The 19,090-nt window shown below is 75.5% G+C and carries 17 protein-coding genes; 9 read left to right on the top strand and 8 right to left on the bottom strand.

The window, feature by feature from the left end; all coding sequences use genetic code 11:
* Nucleotides 1-241 precede the first annotated feature (241 nt).
* The 3 genes from CHF16_RS40235 to CHF16_RS12485 all read left to right on the top strand — a co-directional run bounded on the left by CHF16_RS40235 (nt 242) and on the right by CHF16_RS12485 (nt 3,187).
* Nucleotides 242-1,306, top strand: coding sequence for a YihY/virulence factor BrkB family protein (locus CHF16_RS40235; RefSeq protein ID WP_245868411.1), 1,065 nt, complete (start codon nt 242-244; stop codon nt 1,304-1,306).
* Between the two features lie 27 nt (nt 1,307-1,333).
* A complete protein-coding gene (locus CHF16_RS40230; RefSeq protein WP_179271498.1) occupies nt 1,334-2,320 on the top strand; it encodes a phosphotriesterase family protein in 987 nt (328 codons plus the stop codon).
* Nucleotides 2,321-2,410: 90 nt separating this feature from the next.
* Nucleotides 2,411-3,187: a phosphoribosyltransferase gene (locus CHF16_RS12485; protein WP_089326149.1), complete on the top strand. Its 777-nt coding sequence runs from the start codon at nt 2,411-2,413 to the stop codon at nt 3,185-3,187.
* Between the two features lie 268 nt (nt 3,188-3,455).
* Here the strand turns inward: CHF16_RS12485 and CHF16_RS12480 are convergent, their stop codons facing one another.
* The 4 genes from CHF16_RS12480 to CHF16_RS12465 form a co-directional block, all read right to left on the bottom strand.
* Nucleotides 3,456-3,752: a WhiB family transcriptional regulator gene (locus tag CHF16_RS12480; RefSeq protein ID WP_021600082.1), complete on the bottom strand. Its 297-nt coding sequence runs from the start codon at nt 3,750-3,752 to the stop codon at nt 3,456-3,458.
* A gap of 185 nt (nt 3,753-3,937) precedes the next feature.
* On the bottom strand, nt 3,938-4,843 hold the full coding sequence (locus CHF16_RS12475; protein WP_089326148.1) for a ferredoxin family protein: 906 nt from the start codon (nt 4,841-4,843) through the stop codon (nt 3,938-3,940).
* 111 nt (nt 4,844-4,954) lie between these two features.
* Nucleotides 4,955-6,532: a glycerol-3-phosphate dehydrogenase/oxidase gene (locus CHF16_RS12470; RefSeq protein WP_089326147.1), complete on the bottom strand. Its 1,578-nt coding sequence runs from the start codon at nt 6,530-6,532 to the stop codon at nt 4,955-4,957.
* The gene (locus tag CHF16_RS12465; RefSeq protein ID WP_089326146.1) at nt 6,529-7,137 is read right to left on the bottom strand and encodes a TetR/AcrR family transcriptional regulator; all 609 of its coding nucleotides are present in this window, start codon (nt 7,135-7,137) and stop codon (nt 6,529-6,531) included. Before CHF16_RS12465 ends, CHF16_RS12470 begins: the two co-directional genes overlap by 4 nt.
* A 49-nt stretch (nt 7,138-7,186) precedes the next feature.
* On the opposite strand from CHF16_RS12465, the gene CHF16_RS12460 reads away from it, so the two are divergent.
* The 5 genes from CHF16_RS12460 (at nt 7,187) to CHF16_RS12440 (ending at nt 14,153) form a co-directional block, all read left to right on the top strand.
* Nucleotides 7,187-8,818 (top strand): FAD-binding oxidoreductase, encoded by a 1,632-nt coding sequence (locus CHF16_RS12460; RefSeq protein WP_425427491.1) that lies wholly within the window; start codon nt 7,187-7,189, stop codon nt 8,816-8,818.
* A gap of 5 nt (nt 8,819-8,823) precedes the next feature.
* A complete protein-coding gene (locus CHF16_RS12455) occupies nt 8,824-9,705 on the top strand; it encodes a diacylglycerol/lipid kinase family protein (RefSeq protein WP_089326145.1) in 882 nt (293 codons plus the stop codon).
* A gap of 311 nt (nt 9,706-10,016) precedes the next feature.
* Complete coding sequence (locus CHF16_RS12450) at nt 10,017-11,519, top strand: metallophosphoesterase family protein (protein WP_089326144.1); 1,503 nt, start codon at nt 10,017-10,019, stop codon at nt 11,517-11,519.
* Between the two features lie 216 nt (nt 11,520-11,735).
* Complete coding sequence (locus CHF16_RS12445; RefSeq protein WP_089326143.1) at nt 11,736-12,233, top strand: DUF4234 domain-containing protein; 498 nt, start codon at nt 11,736-11,738, stop codon at nt 12,231-12,233.
* Between the two features lie 132 nt (nt 12,234-12,365).
* The gene (locus CHF16_RS12440) at nt 12,366-14,153 is read left to right on the top strand and encodes a bifunctional 3'-5' exonuclease/DNA polymerase (RefSeq protein WP_089326142.1); all 1,788 of its coding nucleotides are present in this window, start codon (nt 12,366-12,368) and stop codon (nt 14,151-14,153) included.
* Here the strand turns inward: CHF16_RS12440 and CHF16_RS12435 are convergent.
* Both CHF16_RS12435 and CHF16_RS12430 read right to left on the bottom strand, forming a co-directional pair.
* On the bottom strand, nt 14,135-14,821 hold the full coding sequence (locus tag CHF16_RS12435; protein WP_089326141.1) for an SGNH/GDSL hydrolase family protein: 687 nt from the start codon (nt 14,819-14,821) through the stop codon (nt 14,135-14,137). The two genes, CHF16_RS12440 and CHF16_RS12435, sit on opposite strands and share 19 nt — an antisense overlap.
* Nucleotides 14,818-16,218 (bottom strand): MFS transporter, encoded by a 1,401-nt coding sequence (locus tag CHF16_RS12430; protein WP_089326140.1) that lies wholly within the window; start codon nt 16,216-16,218, stop codon nt 14,818-14,820. Before CHF16_RS12430 ends, CHF16_RS12435 begins: the two co-directional genes overlap by 4 nt.
* A gap of 113 nt (nt 16,219-16,331) precedes the next feature.
* On the opposite strand from CHF16_RS12430, the gene CHF16_RS12425 reads away from it, so the two are divergent.
* The gene (locus CHF16_RS12425) at nt 16,332-16,964 is read left to right on the top strand and encodes a TetR/AcrR family transcriptional regulator (RefSeq protein ID WP_218826637.1); all 633 of its coding nucleotides are present in this window, start codon (nt 16,332-16,334) and stop codon (nt 16,962-16,964) included.
* Here CHF16_RS12425 and CHF16_RS12420 read toward each other — a convergent pair.
* Both CHF16_RS12420 and CHF16_RS12415 read right to left on the bottom strand, forming a co-directional pair.
* Entirely contained in the window at nt 16,930-18,192 is a 1,263-nt protein-coding gene (locus tag CHF16_RS12420) for a flavin-dependent oxidoreductase (protein WP_089326139.1), read from the bottom strand. The genes CHF16_RS12425 and CHF16_RS12420 overlap by 35 nt on opposite strands.
* A gap of 16 nt (nt 18,193-18,208) precedes the next feature.
* Entirely contained in the window at nt 18,209-19,090 is an 882-nt protein-coding gene (locus tag CHF16_RS12415; RefSeq protein WP_089326138.1) for an ABC transporter ATP-binding protein, read from the bottom strand.

Here is a 19,090-nt window from a genome sequence, read left to right as displayed (position 1 = left end):
ACGCCCGGGCGCGGGCGGTTGCGCCGACCCGTGGCCGGACCGGGACGATCATGGTCCGGACGACGTTCCGCCCCGTCCAACCGGGTATGGGCAAGGACATGGACGGGGGAGCGGGCCGGTGGGCGCACGATCGGACGGGGGAGGCGACCGGTGCGCGACCGCCGGGCCGATGCACGCGGGGGACCACCGAAATGGGCGAGAAGACATGTTCCGGGCGCTCGACGCTCTACGGTGGGGCGGTGTGACGACCGTCTCCGACGCCGAGGGCGTCCCCTCGGCGGGGGACTCCGACTCCGGACGGGACCCGCGCGGCCCCCGGTGGAGGCTGCGCCCGGATCCGCTCGCGAGCGCTCGCGCGGCCCTGCGCACCGCCGCCCGCGTCTGCTGGCTGCTCGTGAAGGGCACCGCGGTCGGCGCGTTCCGGTACCGGGTGACCGGCCTGGCGGCCGAGGCCGCGTTCTTCGCGCTGCTGTCGCTGCCGCCCCTGGTCATCGGGCTGATCGGCACGATGGGCCACCTGCGCGGCCTGTTCGGCGACGGCACCGTGGCCGAGATCCGCTCCTGGGTGATCGAGCAGGCGCAGACGGTGCTGACGGGCCCGGCGGTCGAGACGGTCGTCGTCCCGCTGATCGACGACGTGATCCGCGGCGGCAGCCCCGACATCGTGTCCGTCGGCTACCTGATCTCGCTCTGGGCGGGGTCCCGGGCGACGAACGTCTACGTCGACACGATCACCATCTCCTACGGGCTGTCCGGGGTCCGCGGGGTGATCCGCACCCGGACGCGCGCCTTCGTGCTCTACCTCATCGGCCTGCTGGTCATGCTGATCGTCATCCCGTTGCTGGTGGCCGGGCCGGCGCTGGTGCGGCAGGCGCTGCCGGAGAGCGCCCCGGCGGTGGAAGTGCTGTACTGGCCGGTCGTGGTGAGCCTGTCGATCGTCTTCCTGGCGCTGCTCTACCACATGAGCGTCCCGGTGCGGACGTCCTGGTGGCGCGAGGTGCCGGGTGCCGTGCTGGCCCTGCTGATCTGGATCCTCGGCAGCGCGGGCCTGCGGCTCTACCTGGCCGGCTCGCTCAGCGGGGTGTCGGTGTACGGGTCGCTCTCGGCCGCGATCGCGGTGCTCGCGTGGCTGTACGTCGCGGCGCTCGCGGTGCTGATCGGGGCCGCGCTGAACGCCGAGATCGACCGGCTCTGGCCGAGCGGCGACACCGCGCGGGCGCGCGCCGTCCGGGAGGCGCAGGCCGAGCAGGTGCCCCGGGATCAGGGGGCCACGGGTAAAAACAACCCCGAACAGGGCTCTGAATAGGTTAAACATGTCGTAACCTCGCGTGGCATGACCCCTCGTGAGGACACCCGCCGGCTGCGGACCGTGACCGGCACGATCGCCACGTCCGAGATCACCGGTCCCGTGCTCGCTCACGAGCACCTCCAGATGGACCTGCGCTGGCCCGCGCGCCCCCAGCTGGTCGAGTCCGACCCCGGCCGCTGGCTGGACGAGGAGAAGGCCGTCCAGCGGGAGCTGTCCGCGCTGCGCAAGGAGCACGGGCTCGGCCTCGTGGTCGACCTCACCTGCTCGGGCATGGGCCGCAACGCCGCCGCGCTCGCCCGGATCAGCGCCGGCTCCCGGGTGGCCGTCGTCGCCGGGACGGGCGTGTTCACCGAGCCGTTCCACCCGGCGTTCGTCCGGGAGACCCTCGCCGCCGAGAGCGGCCCGGACGGCCCGACCGGCGTGGAGCGGCTCGCGGAGCGGCTGCTCGCCGAGGTCGGCTTCGGCATGGACGGCACCAACTGCCTGCCCGGCGTCATCGGCGAGATCGGCACCTGGGGCGAGTCGCCGACCGAGACCGAGGAGCTGTGCCTGCGCGCCGCCGCGCGGGCGGCCCGCTACTCCGGCCTGTCCGTCGCGACCTACGGCCGGTCCGGGCTCGCCCAGCTGGAGATCCTCACCTCCGCCGGGCTGGCCCCGGACCGGGTCGCCGTCGGCCAGCAGGACCGGGTGGACGACCCCGGCCAGCACCGCAAGATCGCCGAGATGGGCGGCTACGTCTCGTTCGGCACGCTCGGCCTCGCCGCCGGCGACCCCGCCGCCGTGGGCGCCCGCGTCCGGCTCGTGCTGGACCTGCTGGAGGCCGGGCACGCCGACCGGGTGCTGCTGAGCACCGGCGTCTCCCGGATGGCGCAGATCGGCCGCTACGGCGGCGCGGGCTTCGGGTACCTGTTCGAGGCGTTCCTGCCCGCGCTGCGCGCCGCGGGCGCCGACGAGGCGACGCTCGGCGCGATCCTGCGCGACAACCCGCTGCGGTGGCTCGCCGGCTCCTGACCGGTTCCCGGCCCGTGTCCGGTGGGCGCCCCACGGGCCCGTGAGCGGCGCCGTGAGTGGGTAGGGACACCCCGGAAGGGGGTGGTCCCCATGTCCTGGAAGAGATCCGCACGAGGGGACTTCCAGCGGGCGGAGACCGTCCGGCTCCCCTACACCGACCGCACCGAGGCGGGCCGCGTGCTCGCCGAGCGCCTCGTCCCCCTGGACCTCGCGGGCGCGGCCGTCCTCGCGCTGCCGCGCGGCGGCGTCCCCGTCGGGTACGAGGTCGCGCGGCGGCTCGGATCCCGGCTCGACGTCCTGGTGACCCGCAAGATCGGCTACCCGCCGCAGCCGGAGCTCGGCGTCGGGGCGATCGCCGAGGGCGGCTCCCCGGTGTTCGACGGCGCGCTGCTGGCCCGGCTCGGGCTGCGCGAGGACGACCTGGCGGACACGGTGGCGGCCGAGCGCGCCGAGCTGGACCGCCGCGTCGCGGCCTACCGGGGCGGCCGCCCGCTGCCGGAGGTCGCCGGCCGCGCCGTGATCGTGGTGGACGACGGGCTCGCCACCGGCGGCACCGCCCGCGCCGCGGTGCGGGCCATGCGCGAGCGCGGGCCGTCCCGGCTGGTGCTCGCGGTGCCGGTGGGCGCCGCGGAGACCGTGCACGCGCTGGAGGCCGAGGTGGACGACATCGTCGTCCCGGCGGCGCCGTGGGAGTTCCGCGCGGTGGGCCAGTGGTACCGCGACTTCGAGCAGCTCACCGATGCCGACGTGAGGGCCTGGCTGGAGCGCGCCGCGCGCGGCACGGACGGAGGTCCCGGCGGAGGCCCCGGCGGAGGCGCGGGCGGCGGACCGGACGGAGCCGCGGACGGAGGCGGCGGGCCGGTGTGAGCCGGCCCGCCCGGCGCCCGAAATGGCGGCCGTCGAATTTCGGTGAATGGGTCACATCGCGGAGTCGTTTGCGGTAAAAGCATCCCGGATGGAATGTCGTGGGACGATGTAACCCACCTGTGATGCAGATGTGACGACCGGGCCGTTCCGGTCGCGGGCGGAACCGGCCCCGGCAACGCAAACGGCCCCGCGGGGCGGGGCCGTGACGTTTTCAGGTGGCATGCCGGGGATCGCGTCGGGAGCGTTCTGGGCCTGCCCGCTCGCCCGGTCAGGCGGCGTTGGCGCGGCGCATCCGGCGACGGCGCTCGGACGCGCGCTCGTCCTCGTTGAGACCGCCCCACGTGCCGTACTTCTCGGGCCGGGACACCGCGTAGTCCAGGCACTCCGTGCGGACCGGGCAGCCCATGCAGATCTGCTTGGCCTTGCGCTCGCGAATCTCACGCTCGGGCTGGCGCTCGCCGTCGGGACCGAAGAAGAGGACGAGGTCTTCCCCCCGGCACGCCGCGGCGTCCTGCCAGCCCCAGCTGGGACGAGGGAGGTTTGCCTGCCGACGTACCTGAGCCATGGAACACCCACCTTGATTGGTTTCGAACAAAAAACGGGACATGGACGCTCGACGTGCTTCGGGTGACATGAGTCAGAAGCGCCGAATGTTCCAACGTCTGAAGTTGCCGCTCTGTTCCCCGTCCGGTTACTCCGGAATCCTGGGGACGTGCGACACGGAGGCCCTCGAATGGGGCCTCAGAGAGATTACACGAGGGCCGCCTCGTTGAGAAGGGTGAGTTCCCTAACAACATAGGTTCGCAAGTTCTCGCCGCAGTCCGGGCCGCAGGGGTCGGACTGCTGGACGGCCTCGAGGACCACCCGGTAACGGCTCTCCCGAGCCATAACGACCGCTTCGTACCGAGATGTTCCGATCACCGACTCCACGGTGACCTCGTCCACCCCGAGCACGCCGGTCCGGGCGCGGACGAAGTGCTCGGCCGCCTGGGCCGGCTCCGGCATCCCGGCCCGCCCCCGCAGCCGGTCGAGGACGACCTCCCCGCGCAGGTAGGCCTCCACCGCCGCCATGGCCTCGGTCTCGCCGAGGTCGCCGTAGTAGAGCCCGTGGGGAAGACATACCAAATTCGCCGCAAATCGGTCACCGCCGACATGGGTGGTTTCCCATACGCGGTGGTCGAAACGCCCGGCGAGGGCACGGGCCAGCGGCGCCCCGGTGCGCGCGCAGCAGGCGTTGTGCCGCCCGTGCGTGCAGGCGAGCAGTACCGGCTCGGCCACCCGCGGGCCGAGCCCCGGCGACCGGCCGGCGGCGAGCGCGGCCAGGTCGAGCCCGGCCAGCTCCGCCGGACCGGCCAGCTCGCGGCCCTCCATCCAGACCTCGGCGCCCCGCGAGAACGCGGCGTAGACCTGGAGCGGCGGCGTGGCGCGGCGGCGCCCCGGCCGCCGGATGAGCTGCGGCCGCACGCCCGCCTTCTTCGCGGCGCGCACGGCGGCGCCCACCGGGTCGGTGCGCGGCAGGTCGGTGACGTTCTCGGGCCACGGGCCGGGGTGCTCGACGAGGAGCCAGGCGCGCGCCTTCACGGTCGCGCTCGCCAGGCACGGGCGCTCGCCCGTGTGGCTTCCCGGGCAGTGCCCGCAGCCGTTCCCCCGCGTCACTCGTCCCCCCGCCCCGATCATCGATGGATTAGGTAAGGGTAACCTAACGGTCCGCGTCCAAACCCGGAGGGGTGCGGCGGAAGGGGTGACGGAGGTCTCAGTCCCCCCGGCTCACCGCAGGGCGGCGCGGGGAGTGCCCGGGGGAGCCGTCCGGGGGAGCAGGGCCTCGGCGGCGGGCAGCGCGGCCTCCCGGTCGGCGGCGACGAGCCCGATCCGCGTGCGGCGGTCCAGCAGGTCGCCGGCGTCGAGAGCGCCCTCGTGCCGGACGGCCCACACCAGCTCCGCCCCCGTCACCGGCAGCCCCGGCACGACGGGCTCCAGCAGCGCCGGGTCGTCCCGGCCCAGCGCGGCGAGCATCGGCGCCTCCGTCCCGTAGCGCTGGACGAGGCGGGACGGCGCGTCCAGCGCGTCCAGCCGGGCCCGCGGGGCGGCCCCGACCAGCGGGAGCCGGGACGTGCGGCTCGGCGCGGCGGCCAGGCCGCGGGCGCGCACCGCCGCGTCGACGGCGTCCTGCGCCATCCGCCGATAGGTGGTGAGCTTGCCGCCGACGACCGTGACCACGCCGTTCCGCGAGGTCAGCACCGCGTGGCGGCGGGAGATGTCGGCGGTGTCGCGGCCGTGCCCGAGGTCGAGCAGGGGCCGCAGACCGGCGAAGGCGCCGAGGACATCGGCGCGCCGCACCGGGACGTCCAGCGCGGAGGCCAGCACGTCGAGCAGGAACCCGATCTCGCCTTCGGTGGGTTCCGGCACGTCGGGGATCGGCCCGTCTGCGGGCTCGTCGGTGAGCCCCACGTAGACGCGGCCGTCGCCCTGCGGCAGTACCAGTAGGAAGCGGGAGGCGCCGCCCGGGATCGGGACGTGCAGCCCGGCGGACAGGCCGCGCAGCGCCGCCGCCCGCAGCACCAGGTGGGTGCCGCGCGACGGGCGCAGCCGCACCCCGTCCACGAGGCCGCCCGCCCAGACGCCCGCCGCGTTCACCACGGCCCGCGCCCGGACGGTGAACTCCCGCCCGGTCAGCTCGTCGCGCACCACGGCGCCGTCGCCCGCCACCCGCACGGCGCGGCACCGGGTCAGCACACGAGCGCCGTGCCCGGCGGCGGTCCTGGCGAGGGCGGTGACCAGGCGCGCGTCGTCGCACAGCTGCCCGTCCCAGGACAGCAGCCCGCCGCGCAGGCCGTGCGGGCGCAGCGCGGGCGCGAGCCGGAGCGTCTCGACCGCCGACAGCCGGCGCGGGCCGGGCAGCACCGACCGCGGGGTGCGCGCGGCGAGCCGCAGCAGGTCGCCGGCGCGCATCCCGCCGCCCGCGACCACGGCCTGCCCGCGCGACACCAGCGGCGTCAGCGGCAGCACGAACGGCAGCGCGCGCACCAGGTGCGGGGCCGTGCGGCGCATCAGCGCCCCGCGCTCGACCGCGCTCTCGTGCGCGACGTCCAGCTGCCCGGACGCGAGGTAGCGCAGCCCGCCGTGGATCAGCTTCGAGCTCCACCGGGAGGTGCCGAACGCCAGGTCGTGCGCGTCGACGGCGGCGACCGACAGGCCGCGCGACGCGGCCTCCAGCGCGGCGCCCGCGCCGGTCGCGCCGAGGCCGACGACCAGCACGTCCACCACCTCGTCCGGGAGGGCGGCGAGTTCGCGTTCCCGGCGCGCCGCGGTCAGCGACGTGCGCGGGTCCGGTGCGGAGGTCTTCATGGGGCGAGCATCCTCTCCAGGACGTGGCGGAGCTCGGCGTCGAGCGCGTCGGCGTCGAAGTCGGGATCGGCCGCGTCGATCATGATCGGCGCGGACAGCGCGAAGGACTGGACGACCAGTAGCAGCGCGCGGGCCTGCCGGCCGGGGTGGCCGGCGCGGATCGTGCCGTCGCGCTGCCCGGCGGCGATCGCCTCCTCGAACCAGTCCAGGAACGCCCGCTGGCTGGCGCCGCAGCGGTCCAGCAGGTAGGGCAGCAGCAGCTCCGGGTCGACCTCGATGATCTTGCGCAGCAGCGGGTGCTCGCGGAACGTGCGGACGCCCGCGACCAGGCCGTCCACCATCCGGGACCGGACGGGGCGGCCGTCGTCGGGGGGCTGCAGCGCCGCGCCGAGCGCGGTCCACTCGCGGGTCATCAGGTCGGCGACGATCGTGCGGACGTCCGGCCAGCGGCGGTACAGCGTCATCCGGGACACGCCCGCGCGGCGGGCGATGTCGGTCAGCGTCGTGCGGCGCACGCCGACCGCGAGCACGCAGTCGCGCGCCGCGTCGAGCACGGTGTCGTCGGCGGTCCGCGCCGCCGACCTGTTGTGACGATTCGACGTCATGTGTCACAGTGTAAGCACACAGGGGACGGGCGGACGACGAGGAGGCGGCATGGGGAGAGGCGGCGCGGAGACGCGGGACATGCTGTGGAGCGGCTGGGGGGATCCGGCCAAGGCCGCGCCGCTTCCCGAGGGGACGGCCGGGCTGCTGCGCGACCTGCTCGGCGTGCGGCCCGCCGCCGCCGCGCCCCCCGCGCTGCGGGAGCTGAAGGTCGCCGACCCCCGGCTGCCGGGAGCGGACCTGACCGCCCTCGCCGCGATCGTCGGGGACGGCAACGTCCGCGCCGACGCCGAGGCGCGGATCCGGCACACGCGCGGCAAGTCGACCCCCGACCTGCTGCGCATCCGCGCCGGCGAGACCTCGGCCGCCCCGGACGCCGTCGTCCTGCCCGGCTCGCACGACGAGGTGCTCGCGGTGCTCCGCGAGTGCGCGGCGCGGCGGATCGCGGTGGTCCCCTTCGGCGGCGGGACCTCCGTCGTCGGGGGCCTGGCGCCCCAGGGCGTGGACGCGTTCATCGCCGTGGACCTGCGCCGGATGGACCGCCTCGTCGAGATCGACGAGGTGTCCCGCACCGCCGTCCTCCAGCCGGGCCTGCGCGCCCCGGCCGCCGAGGCGCTGCTCGCCGAGCGCGGCTTCACGCTCGGGCACTTCCCGCAGTCGTTCGAGTGGGCGACGATCGGCGGGTTCGCGGCGGCCCGGTCGAGCGGCCAGGCGTCCGCCGGGTACGGGCGCTTCGACGACATGGTGGTCGGGCTGACCGTGGCCACCCCCGAGGGCGCGCTCGACCTCGGCCGCGCCCCCAAGTCGGCCGCCGGGCCCGACCTGCGGCAGCTCGTCCTCGGCTCGGAGGGCGCGCTCGGCGTGATCACCTCGGTGACGGTGCGGATCCGGCCCGTCCCGCAGGCCCGCGAGTACGAGGGCTGGCGGTTCGCCTCGTTCGACGCGGGCGCCGCCGCGCTCCGCGGGCTCGCCCAGGACGGCCCGCTGCCCACCGTGCTGCGCCTGTCGGACGAGACCGAGACCATGGTCGGCCTGGCCGACCCCTCCGCGATCGGGGCGACGGGCGGAAGCGGGTCGTCGTCGGCCGGCTGCCTCGCCGTGGCCGGGTTCGAGGGCACCGAGGCGGACGTGGCCGCGCGGCGGGCGGGCGCGGCGCGGGTGCTCCGCGACGCGGGCGGCGAGCCGCTCGGCGCCGGGCCGGGCGAGAAGTGGGAGCACGGCCGGTTCAACGCGCCCTACCTGCGCGACTCGCTGCTGGACGCGGGCGCGTTCGCCGAGACGCTGGAGACCGCCGCGTTCTGGTCGGACGTCCCGAAGCTGTACGAGGCCGTCCGGGCAGCCCTCATCGGGACGCTGTCCGGGGCGGGGACGCCGCCGCTCATCATGTGCCACATCTCGCACGTCTACCCCTCTGGCGCGTCCCTCTACTTCACCGTCGTGTCGGCGCAGGGGAAGGAGCCCGTCGAGCACTGGGCGCGCGCGAAACGCGCGGCCAACGACGCGATCGCGGACGCGGGCGGCACGATCAGCCACCACCACGGCGTCGGCACCGACCACCGCGACTGGTACGCCAGGGAGATCGGGCCGCTCGGCGCGGCCGTCCTGCGCGCCGTCAAGGAACGGGTCGATCCGGCCGGCGTCCTCAATCCGGGCGTCCTCGTCCCGCCGGCGCCGGGAGCGTGACCGCCATGCGCGCCTTCACCGCGATCGTCAACCCGGCGGCGGGCGGCTCGGCCTCCGCCTCCTGCCTCATCCCGCTCGGCCGGCTGCTCCGCGAGGCGGGCGCCGAGCTCGACGTGGAGTACAGCCGCGGCATGGAGCACGCCGCCGACGTCGCGCGCGCCGCGGCGGAGGCGGGCCGCGTCGTCCTCGGCGTCGGCGGCGACGGCATGGTCGGCTGCGTCGGCGGCGCCCTGGCCGGCACGGACGCGGTCCTCGGCATCGTCCCGGCCGGGCGCGGCAACGACTTCGCGCGGCAGCTCGGCGTGCCGGCGGACGCGGAGGAACTCGCCCCGCTGCTGCTGGAGGGCGAGCCGCGCGCGGTGGACGCCGTCGAGGCCAACGGCACGCCCGTCCTCGGCAGCGTCTACGCGGGCATCGACGCGATCGCCAACGACAACGCCAACCGGACCCGGCTCCTGCGCGGCTCCGCCGCCTACTACGTCGGGGCGCTGCGCGCGGTCCTGACCTGGCGGCACGCCGACTACCTGATCACCGTGGACGGCGCGGAGCACCGCCGCGAGGGCTACACGGTCGTCGCGGCGAACTCCGGCTACTACGGGTTCGGCAAGCACATCGCCCCGGACGCGCGGGTCGACGACGGCCTGCTCGACGTCGTCGTCATCCGGAAGGCGCCGCGGACGCTGTTCTTCGCGGTGATGCGGGAGCTGGCGGACGGCTCGCACGTGCGGCGCCCCGAGGTGGAGGTCATGCGCGGCCGGGAGGTGCGGATCGAGCTGGCCGGGAAACCCGGCCGCCGGCTGCCGTACGGGGCGGACGGCGAGCTGCCCGGGGTGCTGCCGGTGACCGCCCGGGTCCTGCCGGGGGCGCTGCGCGTGCTGGCGCCCTGAGGTTTTGCCCGCTGTTTGGGGCGGTTTACGCCCGCATTACGGCTCTCCGTATAGCGTCAGTTACGTCCCGCTTTCGGGACCTTGGGGCCGTCCGCTGGAGGCATCATGAGAGGCGACTGCACGCTCGCCGTTCTGGGGGGACTCATGGTGTTCGCGGACGCCCCCGACGTGGTGGCGCCGGCGTCCTTGGGGGTGGCGCCGGCGTCCACCACGCGCACGCGCGCGTCTGCTTGACGGCGCGACCGCCTCCGGACAGGCTGTGAGGATCCCCTCACCGCTTCCGGAGGCGTTTCGTGTCCGAGGATTCCCCCATGCCCGACAACTCGCGTACATCCGAGGCGGGCGCGGGGTGGGTCTGCGGAAGCCCCGGCACCTTCGGCGAGCTGCTGCCCGAGCGCGTCCCCGACTTCTCCTGGCGGCGCCCCTCGGTGCTGTGGCGGTCCCGCAACGACGTGCTGGCGAAGCTGTTCGGCGACCCGTCCAACGCGATCCGCCGGCGCTGCGTCGCCGCGCTGCGCGAGCGCGGCACCCCGGCCGCGTTCACCGTGCACCGCTCCTCCCCGGAGTTCTCGTTCGCGCTGCTCGGCGACACCGGCGAGGGCGACCGCTCGCAGTACGCGGTCGTGCCCCCGCTGCTGCGCGCCGCCGCGGGCACCGACTTCATGATCATCGCCAGTGACGTGATCTACCCGGCCGGGGACAGCGCGCAGTACCGGGACAAGTTCTTCCGCCCCTACCGGGACTACCCGGCGCCGATCTACGCCGTCCCCGGCAACCACGACTGGTACGACGGCCTGCGCGGCTTCCTGCACGTCTTCTGCGGCCTGGACGCCGACTGCGCGCCGCCGCCCTGGCGCGGCGTGCTGGGGTTCATCCCGCGGCTGCTGTGGCGGCGCCCCGGCGACGTCGACGCCGCCGCGCTCGCGGAGGCGCGCCGCGAGCACCGGGGCGCACCCGGCCAGCACGCCGTCCAGCCGGGGCCGTACTGGGCGATCGACACGCCGTCGCTGCGCATCATCGGCATCGACACCGGCATCACCGGCGTCCTGGACCGCGACCAGGGCCGCTGGCTGCGCGAGGTCTCCGGCGGCCCGAAGCCGAAGCTGCTGGTGACCGGCAAGCCGCTGTACGTGGACGACGACCACCGGCCGGGGGAGATCGAGGGCGGCGGGACGGTCGACGAGATCGTCCGCGACCCGGCCCACCACTACGTGGCCGCGATCGGCGGCGACATCCACAACTACCAGCGCTACCCGCTGCGGACCGGCGACGGCCGCACGATCCAGTACATCGTGTCGGGGGGCGGCGGCGCGTTCATGCACGCCACCCACACGATCCCGCGCACGCACGTGGTCGAGGAGAACGAGTTCCGCTGCTACCCGCTGCGCGGCGACTCCCTCTCCCGCTACAGCAAGCTCTACGGGCGGTGGCTGCGGCTGCCGAAGCTGTTCGAGCTCACCCCGGAGGAGGCCACCGCCGCCGTCCGGTACCGGCTCGGCATCAGGCCGGGCCGCGGCTACAAGGCGGCGGGGGAGGAGCGACCGCCGCGCCGCGCGCGCTTCGTCGCGGCCGTCCTCGGCGTCCCGCGCGGCGGCCGCCGGCGCCCCGGGTTCCTGCGGCTCCCGGTGCACCGGCTCCCGCAGCGCTTCCGCTCCGAGCTCGCCGACTGGGACAGGCCGCCGTTCTTCAAGAGCTTCCTGCGCCTGGACGTGACGGAGTCGCGGCTGCGCATCCGCTGCTACGCGGCGACGGGCTGCGGCGACCAGGAGGCGGACCCGCCGTGCGAGGACGAGGTGACGATCCCGCTGCGTTAGCCCGGACGCCCGACGGTGGCCGCACGCCCGGAGGCGGCGCGGGGCGCCCGGAGGCGGCCCGAGTATCCGGAGAAGTCGCCCGCAAACTGGCCAAAGTCGGCGTTTCATCCCCGCGACGTGGCCCGATGCCGTTACAGTCTTGGGCTCAGCCTACGGGTGAACGGTAACGGACGGTCGGCCGGAAAACGACCGCGTCCCACAGGAAGAGCGAACTCGATGAGTTACCCCCAGCAGGGCCAGGGCCAGCAGCAGGCCTACCAGGGCGGCTACGCGCCCGCACCGGCGCAGCAGGGCGGCGCGCCCGCCGCCGTCGCCGCCGGCGTCAACATGAAGCGCCGCAACCCGGTCGGAGCCTGGCTCGGACTGCCCATGATCACCTTCGGCATCTACGGCCTGGTCTGGTTCTTCAAGGTGCACGACGAGCTGCACCAGTACGACCGCCGCATCGACAACGCCGCGACCGGCGCGCTGCTGTCCATGCTGTTCGGCGCCGTCACGCTCGGCATCTGGCCGCTGGTGGTGTTCGTCAAGCTCGGCGGCCGCATCGCGCAGGCCCAGCGCGCCGCCGGCCTCCAGCCGAGCTGCAGCGGGGGCATGGGCTTCCTGCTCGGCATCTTCGGCTTCGGCGTGCTGTACTACCAGATCCAGCTGAACAAGGTCGTCGACCGCTACGGCGACACCCCGGCGGGCCAGCAGGTCTCGCTGGTCGCCTAGCCCGTCCGGAACCCGGGCGGCTACGGCCCTGGCCGTCCAGGTGAGGCTTCACGAAGACCCCTCCGTGCGCACCCGTCGCGGAGGGGTCTTCGCGTGTGCGGTTCTGTCGGTGGGGGCGAGCACAATGAGCGGGTGAGGATCGCGGTCGCCGCCGGAGCCGGCGGCGGGGGGACGCTGCGGACGCTCGGCGAGGACGGGACGCCCGCCGCACCGCCGCGCGACGTCCCGGACCTCGTCGCGGCCATCGCCGACCAGGAGCGGGCCGCCGCGCCGCGCTGGGTGTGGCCGTCCACCGCGCGGCTCTACCCGCGGCTGCTCGCGGCGGGCGTGCGGGTGGCCCGCTGCCACGACCTCGAACTGGTGGAGAGCCTGCTGCTCGGCCATGCCGGGCGGTACGGGGAGCCGCGCTCGGTGCGGGCGGCGTGGGCCCGGCTGCGCGGCGAGCCCGTCCCGCCGGACCCGCCGCCCCCCGGCGAGCCGCCCCCGCAGGCGTCGCTGTTCGACGACGCCGCGTTCGGCGGCGAGCCGCTCGGCGGGGCGCCGGGCGGGGACGCGCCCGCCGACGACATCGCGCAGGTCGTCGCGGTGCAGGCCGCGCAGCAGCGCGCCATCGCCGCGCTGGACGGCTTCGCGCTGCTCGCGGCGGCCGAGTCGGCGGGCTCGCTGGTCGCGGCCGAGATGCGGCACGACGGGCTGCCCTGGTCGGCCGAGGAGCACGACGCGCTGCTCACCGAGCTGCTCGGGCCGCGCCCCACCGGCGGGCTGCGCCCCCGCAGGCTGCAGGAGCTCGCCGACCGCATCAGCGCCGCCTTCGGCGCGTCCTCCGGCTCCCACCCGCACGTCAACCCCGACTCCCCGGCGCAGATCGTCAAGGCGTTCGCGAACGCGGGGCTGCCGATCGCGTCCACCCGCGCGCACGTGCTGAAGCGGCTCGACCACCCGGCCGTCCCGCTGCTGCTGGAGTACAAGGAGCTGGCGCGCCTGTACACCGCGCACGGCTGGGCGTGGCTCGACACCTGGGTGAAGGACGGCCGGTTCCGCCCCGAGTACGTGGTCGGCGGCGTGGTGTCGGGGCGGTGGGCGACGAGCGGCGGCGGCGCGCTGCAGATCCCGCGCGTCCTGCGCCGGGCCGTCGTCGCCGACCCCGGCTGGTCGCTGGTCGTCGCGGACGCCGCCCAGCTCGAACCCCGCGTGCTCGCCGCCCTCGCCGGCGACCGCGCGTTCGCCGAGGCCGCCGCGCACGGCGACCTCTACGCGGCCCTGTCCGACGCCTTCCACGACGACGGCGACGGCGGTCTCACCGCCCGCGGCAAGGCCAAGCTCGCGCTGCTGTCGGCCATGTACGGCGGCGGGACGGGCGAGGCGGTGCAGCTGCTCGGCGTCCTCAGGCGCCGGTTCCCCGACGCGTTCGAGTACGTGGAGGCGGCGGCGCGGGCGGGGGAGCGGGGGCGGCTCGTCCGGTCCCGGCTCGGCCGCACCTGCCCGCCCCCGTCCGCCGGATGGCGGGAGCTGACCGCGGCGGGCGACGGCGAGGAGCCGGCGGGCGGGCGGGGCACGGCGGCGCAGGCGCTGCGCAGCCGGGGCCGGTTCACCCGCAACTTCGTCGTCCAGGCCACGGCCGCCGACTGGGCGCTCGCGCTGCTCGGCTCCCTCCGCCGCCGCCTCACCGCCCTCGGCGCCGCGTCCTCCGGCGCGTCCAACGGCGCGTCCTCCAGCACGTCCTCCAGCACGGGGGCTCCCCGGCTGGTGTTCTTCCAGCATGACGAGGTCATCGTGCACACGCCCGCCGGGCTGGCCGGGGAGGTGGCCGAGGCGGTGCACGCGGCTGCGGAGGAGGCGCGCCGGCTGCTGTTCGGCGACACCCCCGTGGTGTTCCCGATGGAGATCGCCGTGGTCGGCCGCTACGCCGACGCCAAGTGAGCCGCCAGCGCCCGGATCGTGTTCGCCGCGGCGAACGCGTGCCCCCGCGCGTTGAGGTGCAGCTGGTCGGAGCTGTAGATCCCGGGGTCGGCGGCGACCGGGTGGTCCGGCGGGTTGTGCACGTGGCAGGCGCCCAGCTCGGCGGCGACATCGGCGGTCAGCGCCGCCAGTCGGCGCGTGCGGGCCGAGATGGCCTCGCGATAGCGGGCCGGGCCGAGGCCAGCGGCGGTGATGTCCAGCAGCCCGATCGTGACGACGTCCGCCCCCGCGGCGCGGAACGCGGAGACCATCGCGGCCAGCTCGCGCCGCACCCCGTCCACGTCGAACTCGGGACGCAGCATGTCGTTGCCTCCGGCGACCACGAACGCCAGGTCGGGCCCGAACGCCAGCGCCGGTTCGAGCTGCGCGGCGCGGACCTCCGCGGCGACCAGGTCGCGGCGGCCGAGGTTGAGCGCGGTGAACCCCGGTGCCGCCGCGCCCAGCGCCTCCTCGACGCGGTCGGTCCACGACAGGTCGCGGTAGCCGGGCACGGGCTCGCGGACGCCCTCGGCGACGCTGTCGCCGATCGTGACCATCCGCGTCCACGGTGCGCCGGCCAGCAGCGCGGCGGCCTCGGCGGCGGGCAGGACGGCGGGGCCGGTCCATTCGGACAGGGTGGTCTCGGTCATGACGTCTCCTTCTCAGGGGCGCCGCTCGCGACGGTCAGCAGCAGGCCCGCGAGGCCCGCGCCGGCGGCGGCCAGCGTGCAGAACAGGTAGACGGCGGTGTAGTCGTCGTGAACCGCCCGCGCGGGCAGCAGGGCGGCGAGGACGGCGATGCCGAGCGCGCCGCCGAGCTGCCGCGCCGTGGTGTTGAGGCCGGTGGCGCCGGCGAACCGCAGCGGGCCGGCCGACAGCGCGGCGGCCGAGGCGGTGCCGGTGGTGAGCATCCCCATGCCGGTTCCGACGAGGAGGCCGACGGGCAGCCAGAAGGTGAGGAAGTGCGGGTCGGCCGGCAGCGACACGACCGCCCAGACACCCGCCGCGACCATGATGGACGCGCCGCCGACCACCGCGGGCAGGACGCCGATGCGGGCGGTGAGGCGGCCCATCAGGATCGCCGCGGCGGTGGCCGTGAACGCGCCGGGCGTGGAGGCGAAGCCCGCCTTGAGGATCGAGTAGTCCCACGCGGAGGTCAGGTACAGCACGCCGAGCAGCAGCCACGAGTACAGGGCCGTCCCGTAGAGGAAGGACGCGGCGTTCGCCGCGGCGAACCGCCGGTTGCGCCACAGCGAGATCTCCAGCGCGGGCACCGGGTGCCGGGCGGACCGGTGCAGCGCCAGCCCGACGAGCGCCGCGCCGCCGAGCAGCAGCGCGAGGGTGCGGGCATCCGTCCACGACCAGTCCTGTGTCTGCGTCACGCCGAGCGCGACGCCGCCGATGCCGGTGCCGAGCAGCACCGTCCCGGCGAGGTCGGGCAGCCGCCCGCCGCCGTGCGCGGCGCGCGGCAGCCGCAGCCCGCCGAGCAGCATCGCCAGGCCGACCGGCAGGTTGATGACGAACAGCGACCGCCAGCCGAACTGGTCGACCAGCACGCCGCCGAGGCCGGGGCCGATCGCGGCGGCGAACGCGCCCGCCGCGCTCCACAGCCCGATGGCGCCCGCGCGCCGGCCGGCGGGGGTGTCGTGCAGCAGCAGGGCGAGGGACGCGGGGATCAGCGCGGCGGCCGCGGCGCCCTGCACGCCGCGCGTCGCCAGCAGCACGGGCACGTTCGGCGCCAGCGCGCAGGCCAGCGAGGCCAGCGTGAACAGCCCGGTGCCCCACAGGTAGAGCGCCCGCCGGCCGACCAGGTCGGCGAGCCGGCCGGCGGGGGCGAGCAGCGCCGCGAACAGCGTCGCGTACAGGGTGATCACCCAGGTCAGGCCGGTCAGCGAGCTGCCCGGGAAGTCGGCGTGCAGGTCGGGGACGGCCAGGTTCGCCACGGTGGCGTCCAGCATGGCCAGGAACGTGGCCCCGGCGGCCAGCCAGGGCACGTCCCGCCGCGTGCCGGCGGCGCGGGGCGGCGCCGCGATGGTGTCGGCGGTCATGGGGGTCCTCCCAAGAAAAATAAACGAACGGTCGTACACTCTTCTGTCCGGACCCCCGCCGTCAAGAGGGTGGGCGCCTTGACTTTGCACGAACGGTCGTGCAGATTTATCGGGTGACGACGGACGGACGGCTGCTGAAGGGCGAGCAGACCCGCAACGAGATCCTCTGCCGGGCCGCCGACATCGCCTCGGCGGAAGGGCTGGAGGGCGTGTCGATCGGCCGGCTCGCGACCGAGCTGCGGATCAGCAAGAGCGGGGTGTTCACCCACTTCGGCTCCAAGGAGGAGCTCCAGCTCGCCACCGTCGCCAAGGCGGTGAAGCTGTTCCGCGAGCACGTGGTCAAGCCCGCCCTGGCCGCGCCCGGGGGCATGGCCCGCGTCCGCGCGCTCCTGGACGCCTGGCAGCGCTACCAGAGCGAGCCCGTCTTCCCCGGCGGCTGCTTCTTCCACTCGACGATGGCCGAGTTCGACGCCCGCCCCGGCCGCGTCCGCGACGCCATCGCGGCGTCACAGCGCGACTGGAGCGCCTTCCTGGAGCGCTGCCTCGCCGAGGCGCGCGACCGCGGCGAGCTGGACGCCGCCACCGACGTCCCGCAGCTCGCGTTCGAGCTGGAGGCCCTCTGCCGCACCGGCGCGGCCCACGCCCTGCTCTACGACGAGCCCGCCTACTACGACCGCGCGGCCCGCGCCATGGACGCCCGGCTGGCCGCCGTCAGCCCGCCGGCGAGTACGACGGGCGCGCGTTGAGCGCCTCCGCGTCGGAGAACGACGTCCGGCGGTAGGCATTGGTGATCGCGTCCAGCTCCGCGGGGGACAGCACGTCCTCGATCCGCTCGAACCCGTGCGGCGCCCGCTCGCTCACGGTGTGCAGGACGCGGTCGGCCGGCATGTCCCGGCAGGCCAGGACGATCGCGTTGGCCTTCTCGCGGCGCTCCCGCTCGTAGCCGAGCAGCCCCTCGGCGGGGTCGGCCGACCGGGCCAGCTCGTGCGCCAGGACGCGGGCGTCCAGGACGGCCTGCGACCCGCCGTTGGAGCCGATCGGGTACATCGGGTGGGCCGCGTCGCCGAGCAGCGTGACCCGGCCGTGCGTCCACCGGTCGAGCGGGTCGCGGTCGACCATCGGGTACTCCAGGATCTCCGCCGCGCCCGCCAGCATCGCCGGGACGTCCAGCCAGGGGAACCGCCAGTCCGCGAAGTGGGGGAGCACGTCGGCGAGCCGCCCGGTCCGGTTCCAGTCGGCGGCGCCGGCCGCCCGGTCGCCGGCGATCTTCACCTCGGCGACCCAGTTCAGCAGCGCCCGGCCGCGCCGCTCCGCCCGCATCGAGATGGGGTAGACGACGAGCTTGGCCGCGGTGTTGCTGCCCGCGACGGCCAGCGTCCGCCCGGTGAGGAACGGCTCGCCCTCGGTGAGGCCGCGCCACATGCGGATGCCGTTCCACAGCGGCGGGGGCTCGTCCGGGTAGAGCCCGCGGCGGACCGCGGAGTAGAGCCCGTCCGCGCCGACCAGCACGTCCGCCGCGACGGTCTCGGCGGTGCCGGACGCGCGGTCGAGCAGCCGCGCCCGCACCCCCGCCCCGTCCTGCTCGAAGCCGTCGAGCGCGGTGCCGGTCCGGACGGACCGCTTCCCGAGGCGCGCGAGCACCGCGTCCAGCAGCGCCATCTGGAGCTCGCCGCGGTGCAGGGAGTACTGCGGCCAGTCGTAGCCGAGCGCCCGGCCGCGCGGCTCCCCCCAGATCCGGCCGCCGTGCCGGTCGAAGTGCACCATCTCCCCGGTGGGCACGCCGAGCTCGGCGAGCGCGCCGCCGAGACCCAGCTCGGTCAGCTCCCGGACGGCGTGCGGGAGCAGGTTGATGCCGACGCCGAGCGGCGCCAGCCGGGCGGCCGGGTCGACGACGAGCGCCTCGATGCCCGCCTCGTGCAGGCTCAGCGCGGTGGTGAGCCCGCCGATCCCGGCCCCCGCGACGAGTACGCGCATCGATCCCCTTCCATCGTCACCGTGCGGGCTTGCCGCCCCGCTCCGCCTTGGTCATCGTGCCCTGTCCGGCCGCCGTTCCGGAGCCGGCGTCCGGTTCCGGCCCGCCCGGCGCCGCGGGCACGGCGGCGGGGGCGGCCCCCGGCACCTTCGCGCCGCCGCGGACCAGCCGGCCCACCTCGGCGCGCAGCCGGACGAACTCCGGCAGCCCCCGCGTCTCGATCTGGTCGCGCGACGACGGCAGTTCGACCCGCAGGTCGGCGTGCACCCGCGCGGGGGCCCGGTTCAGCACCACGACGCGGTCGCCGACGTAGACGCTCTCGTCGATGTCGTGGGTGACCAGCAGGATCGTCATCTTCTCGGTCCGGTGCACCTGGAGGACGAGGTCCTCCAGGTCCTCGCGGGTCTGGGCGTCCACGGACCCGAACGGCTCGTCCATCAGCATCAGCGACGGGCGGTACGCCAGGGCCCGCGCGATCGACACGCGCTGCTGCATGCCGCCGGACAGCTGCCACGGGTACTTGCGCCCCGCGTCCGGCAGGCCCACCGACTCCAGCGCCCGGTCCGCGGCGGCGCGCCGCTCGGCGCGGGCCATCCCGCGCCGGCGCAGCGGCAGCGCCACGTTGTCGCGGACGGTCAGCCAGGGGAACAGCGACCGGCTGTAGTCCTGGAAGACCACGGCGAGGTCGTCGGGCACGCCGTTGATGGGCGCGCCGTCCAGGGTGAGCGTCCCGCCGGACGGGCTGATCAGCCCGGCGATGCAGCGCAGCAGCGTGGACTTGCCGCAGCCGGACGGCCCGACGATGCTGAGCAGCTCGCCGTCCGGGACGGTGAGGTCGAGGCCGTCGAGCGCCAGGTGCCCGTCGGCGTAGGAGTGGGTGAGGCCGGTTATCTGAAGCAT

The organism is Actinomadura meyerae, from assembly GCF_900188445.1.
GTDB lineage: Bacteria > Actinomycetota > Actinomycetes > Streptosporangiales > Streptosporangiaceae > Spirillospora > Spirillospora meyerae.
Note: the sequence above shows the minus strand (reverse complement) of the source record. Positions and strands in the feature narration are given on the sequence as shown.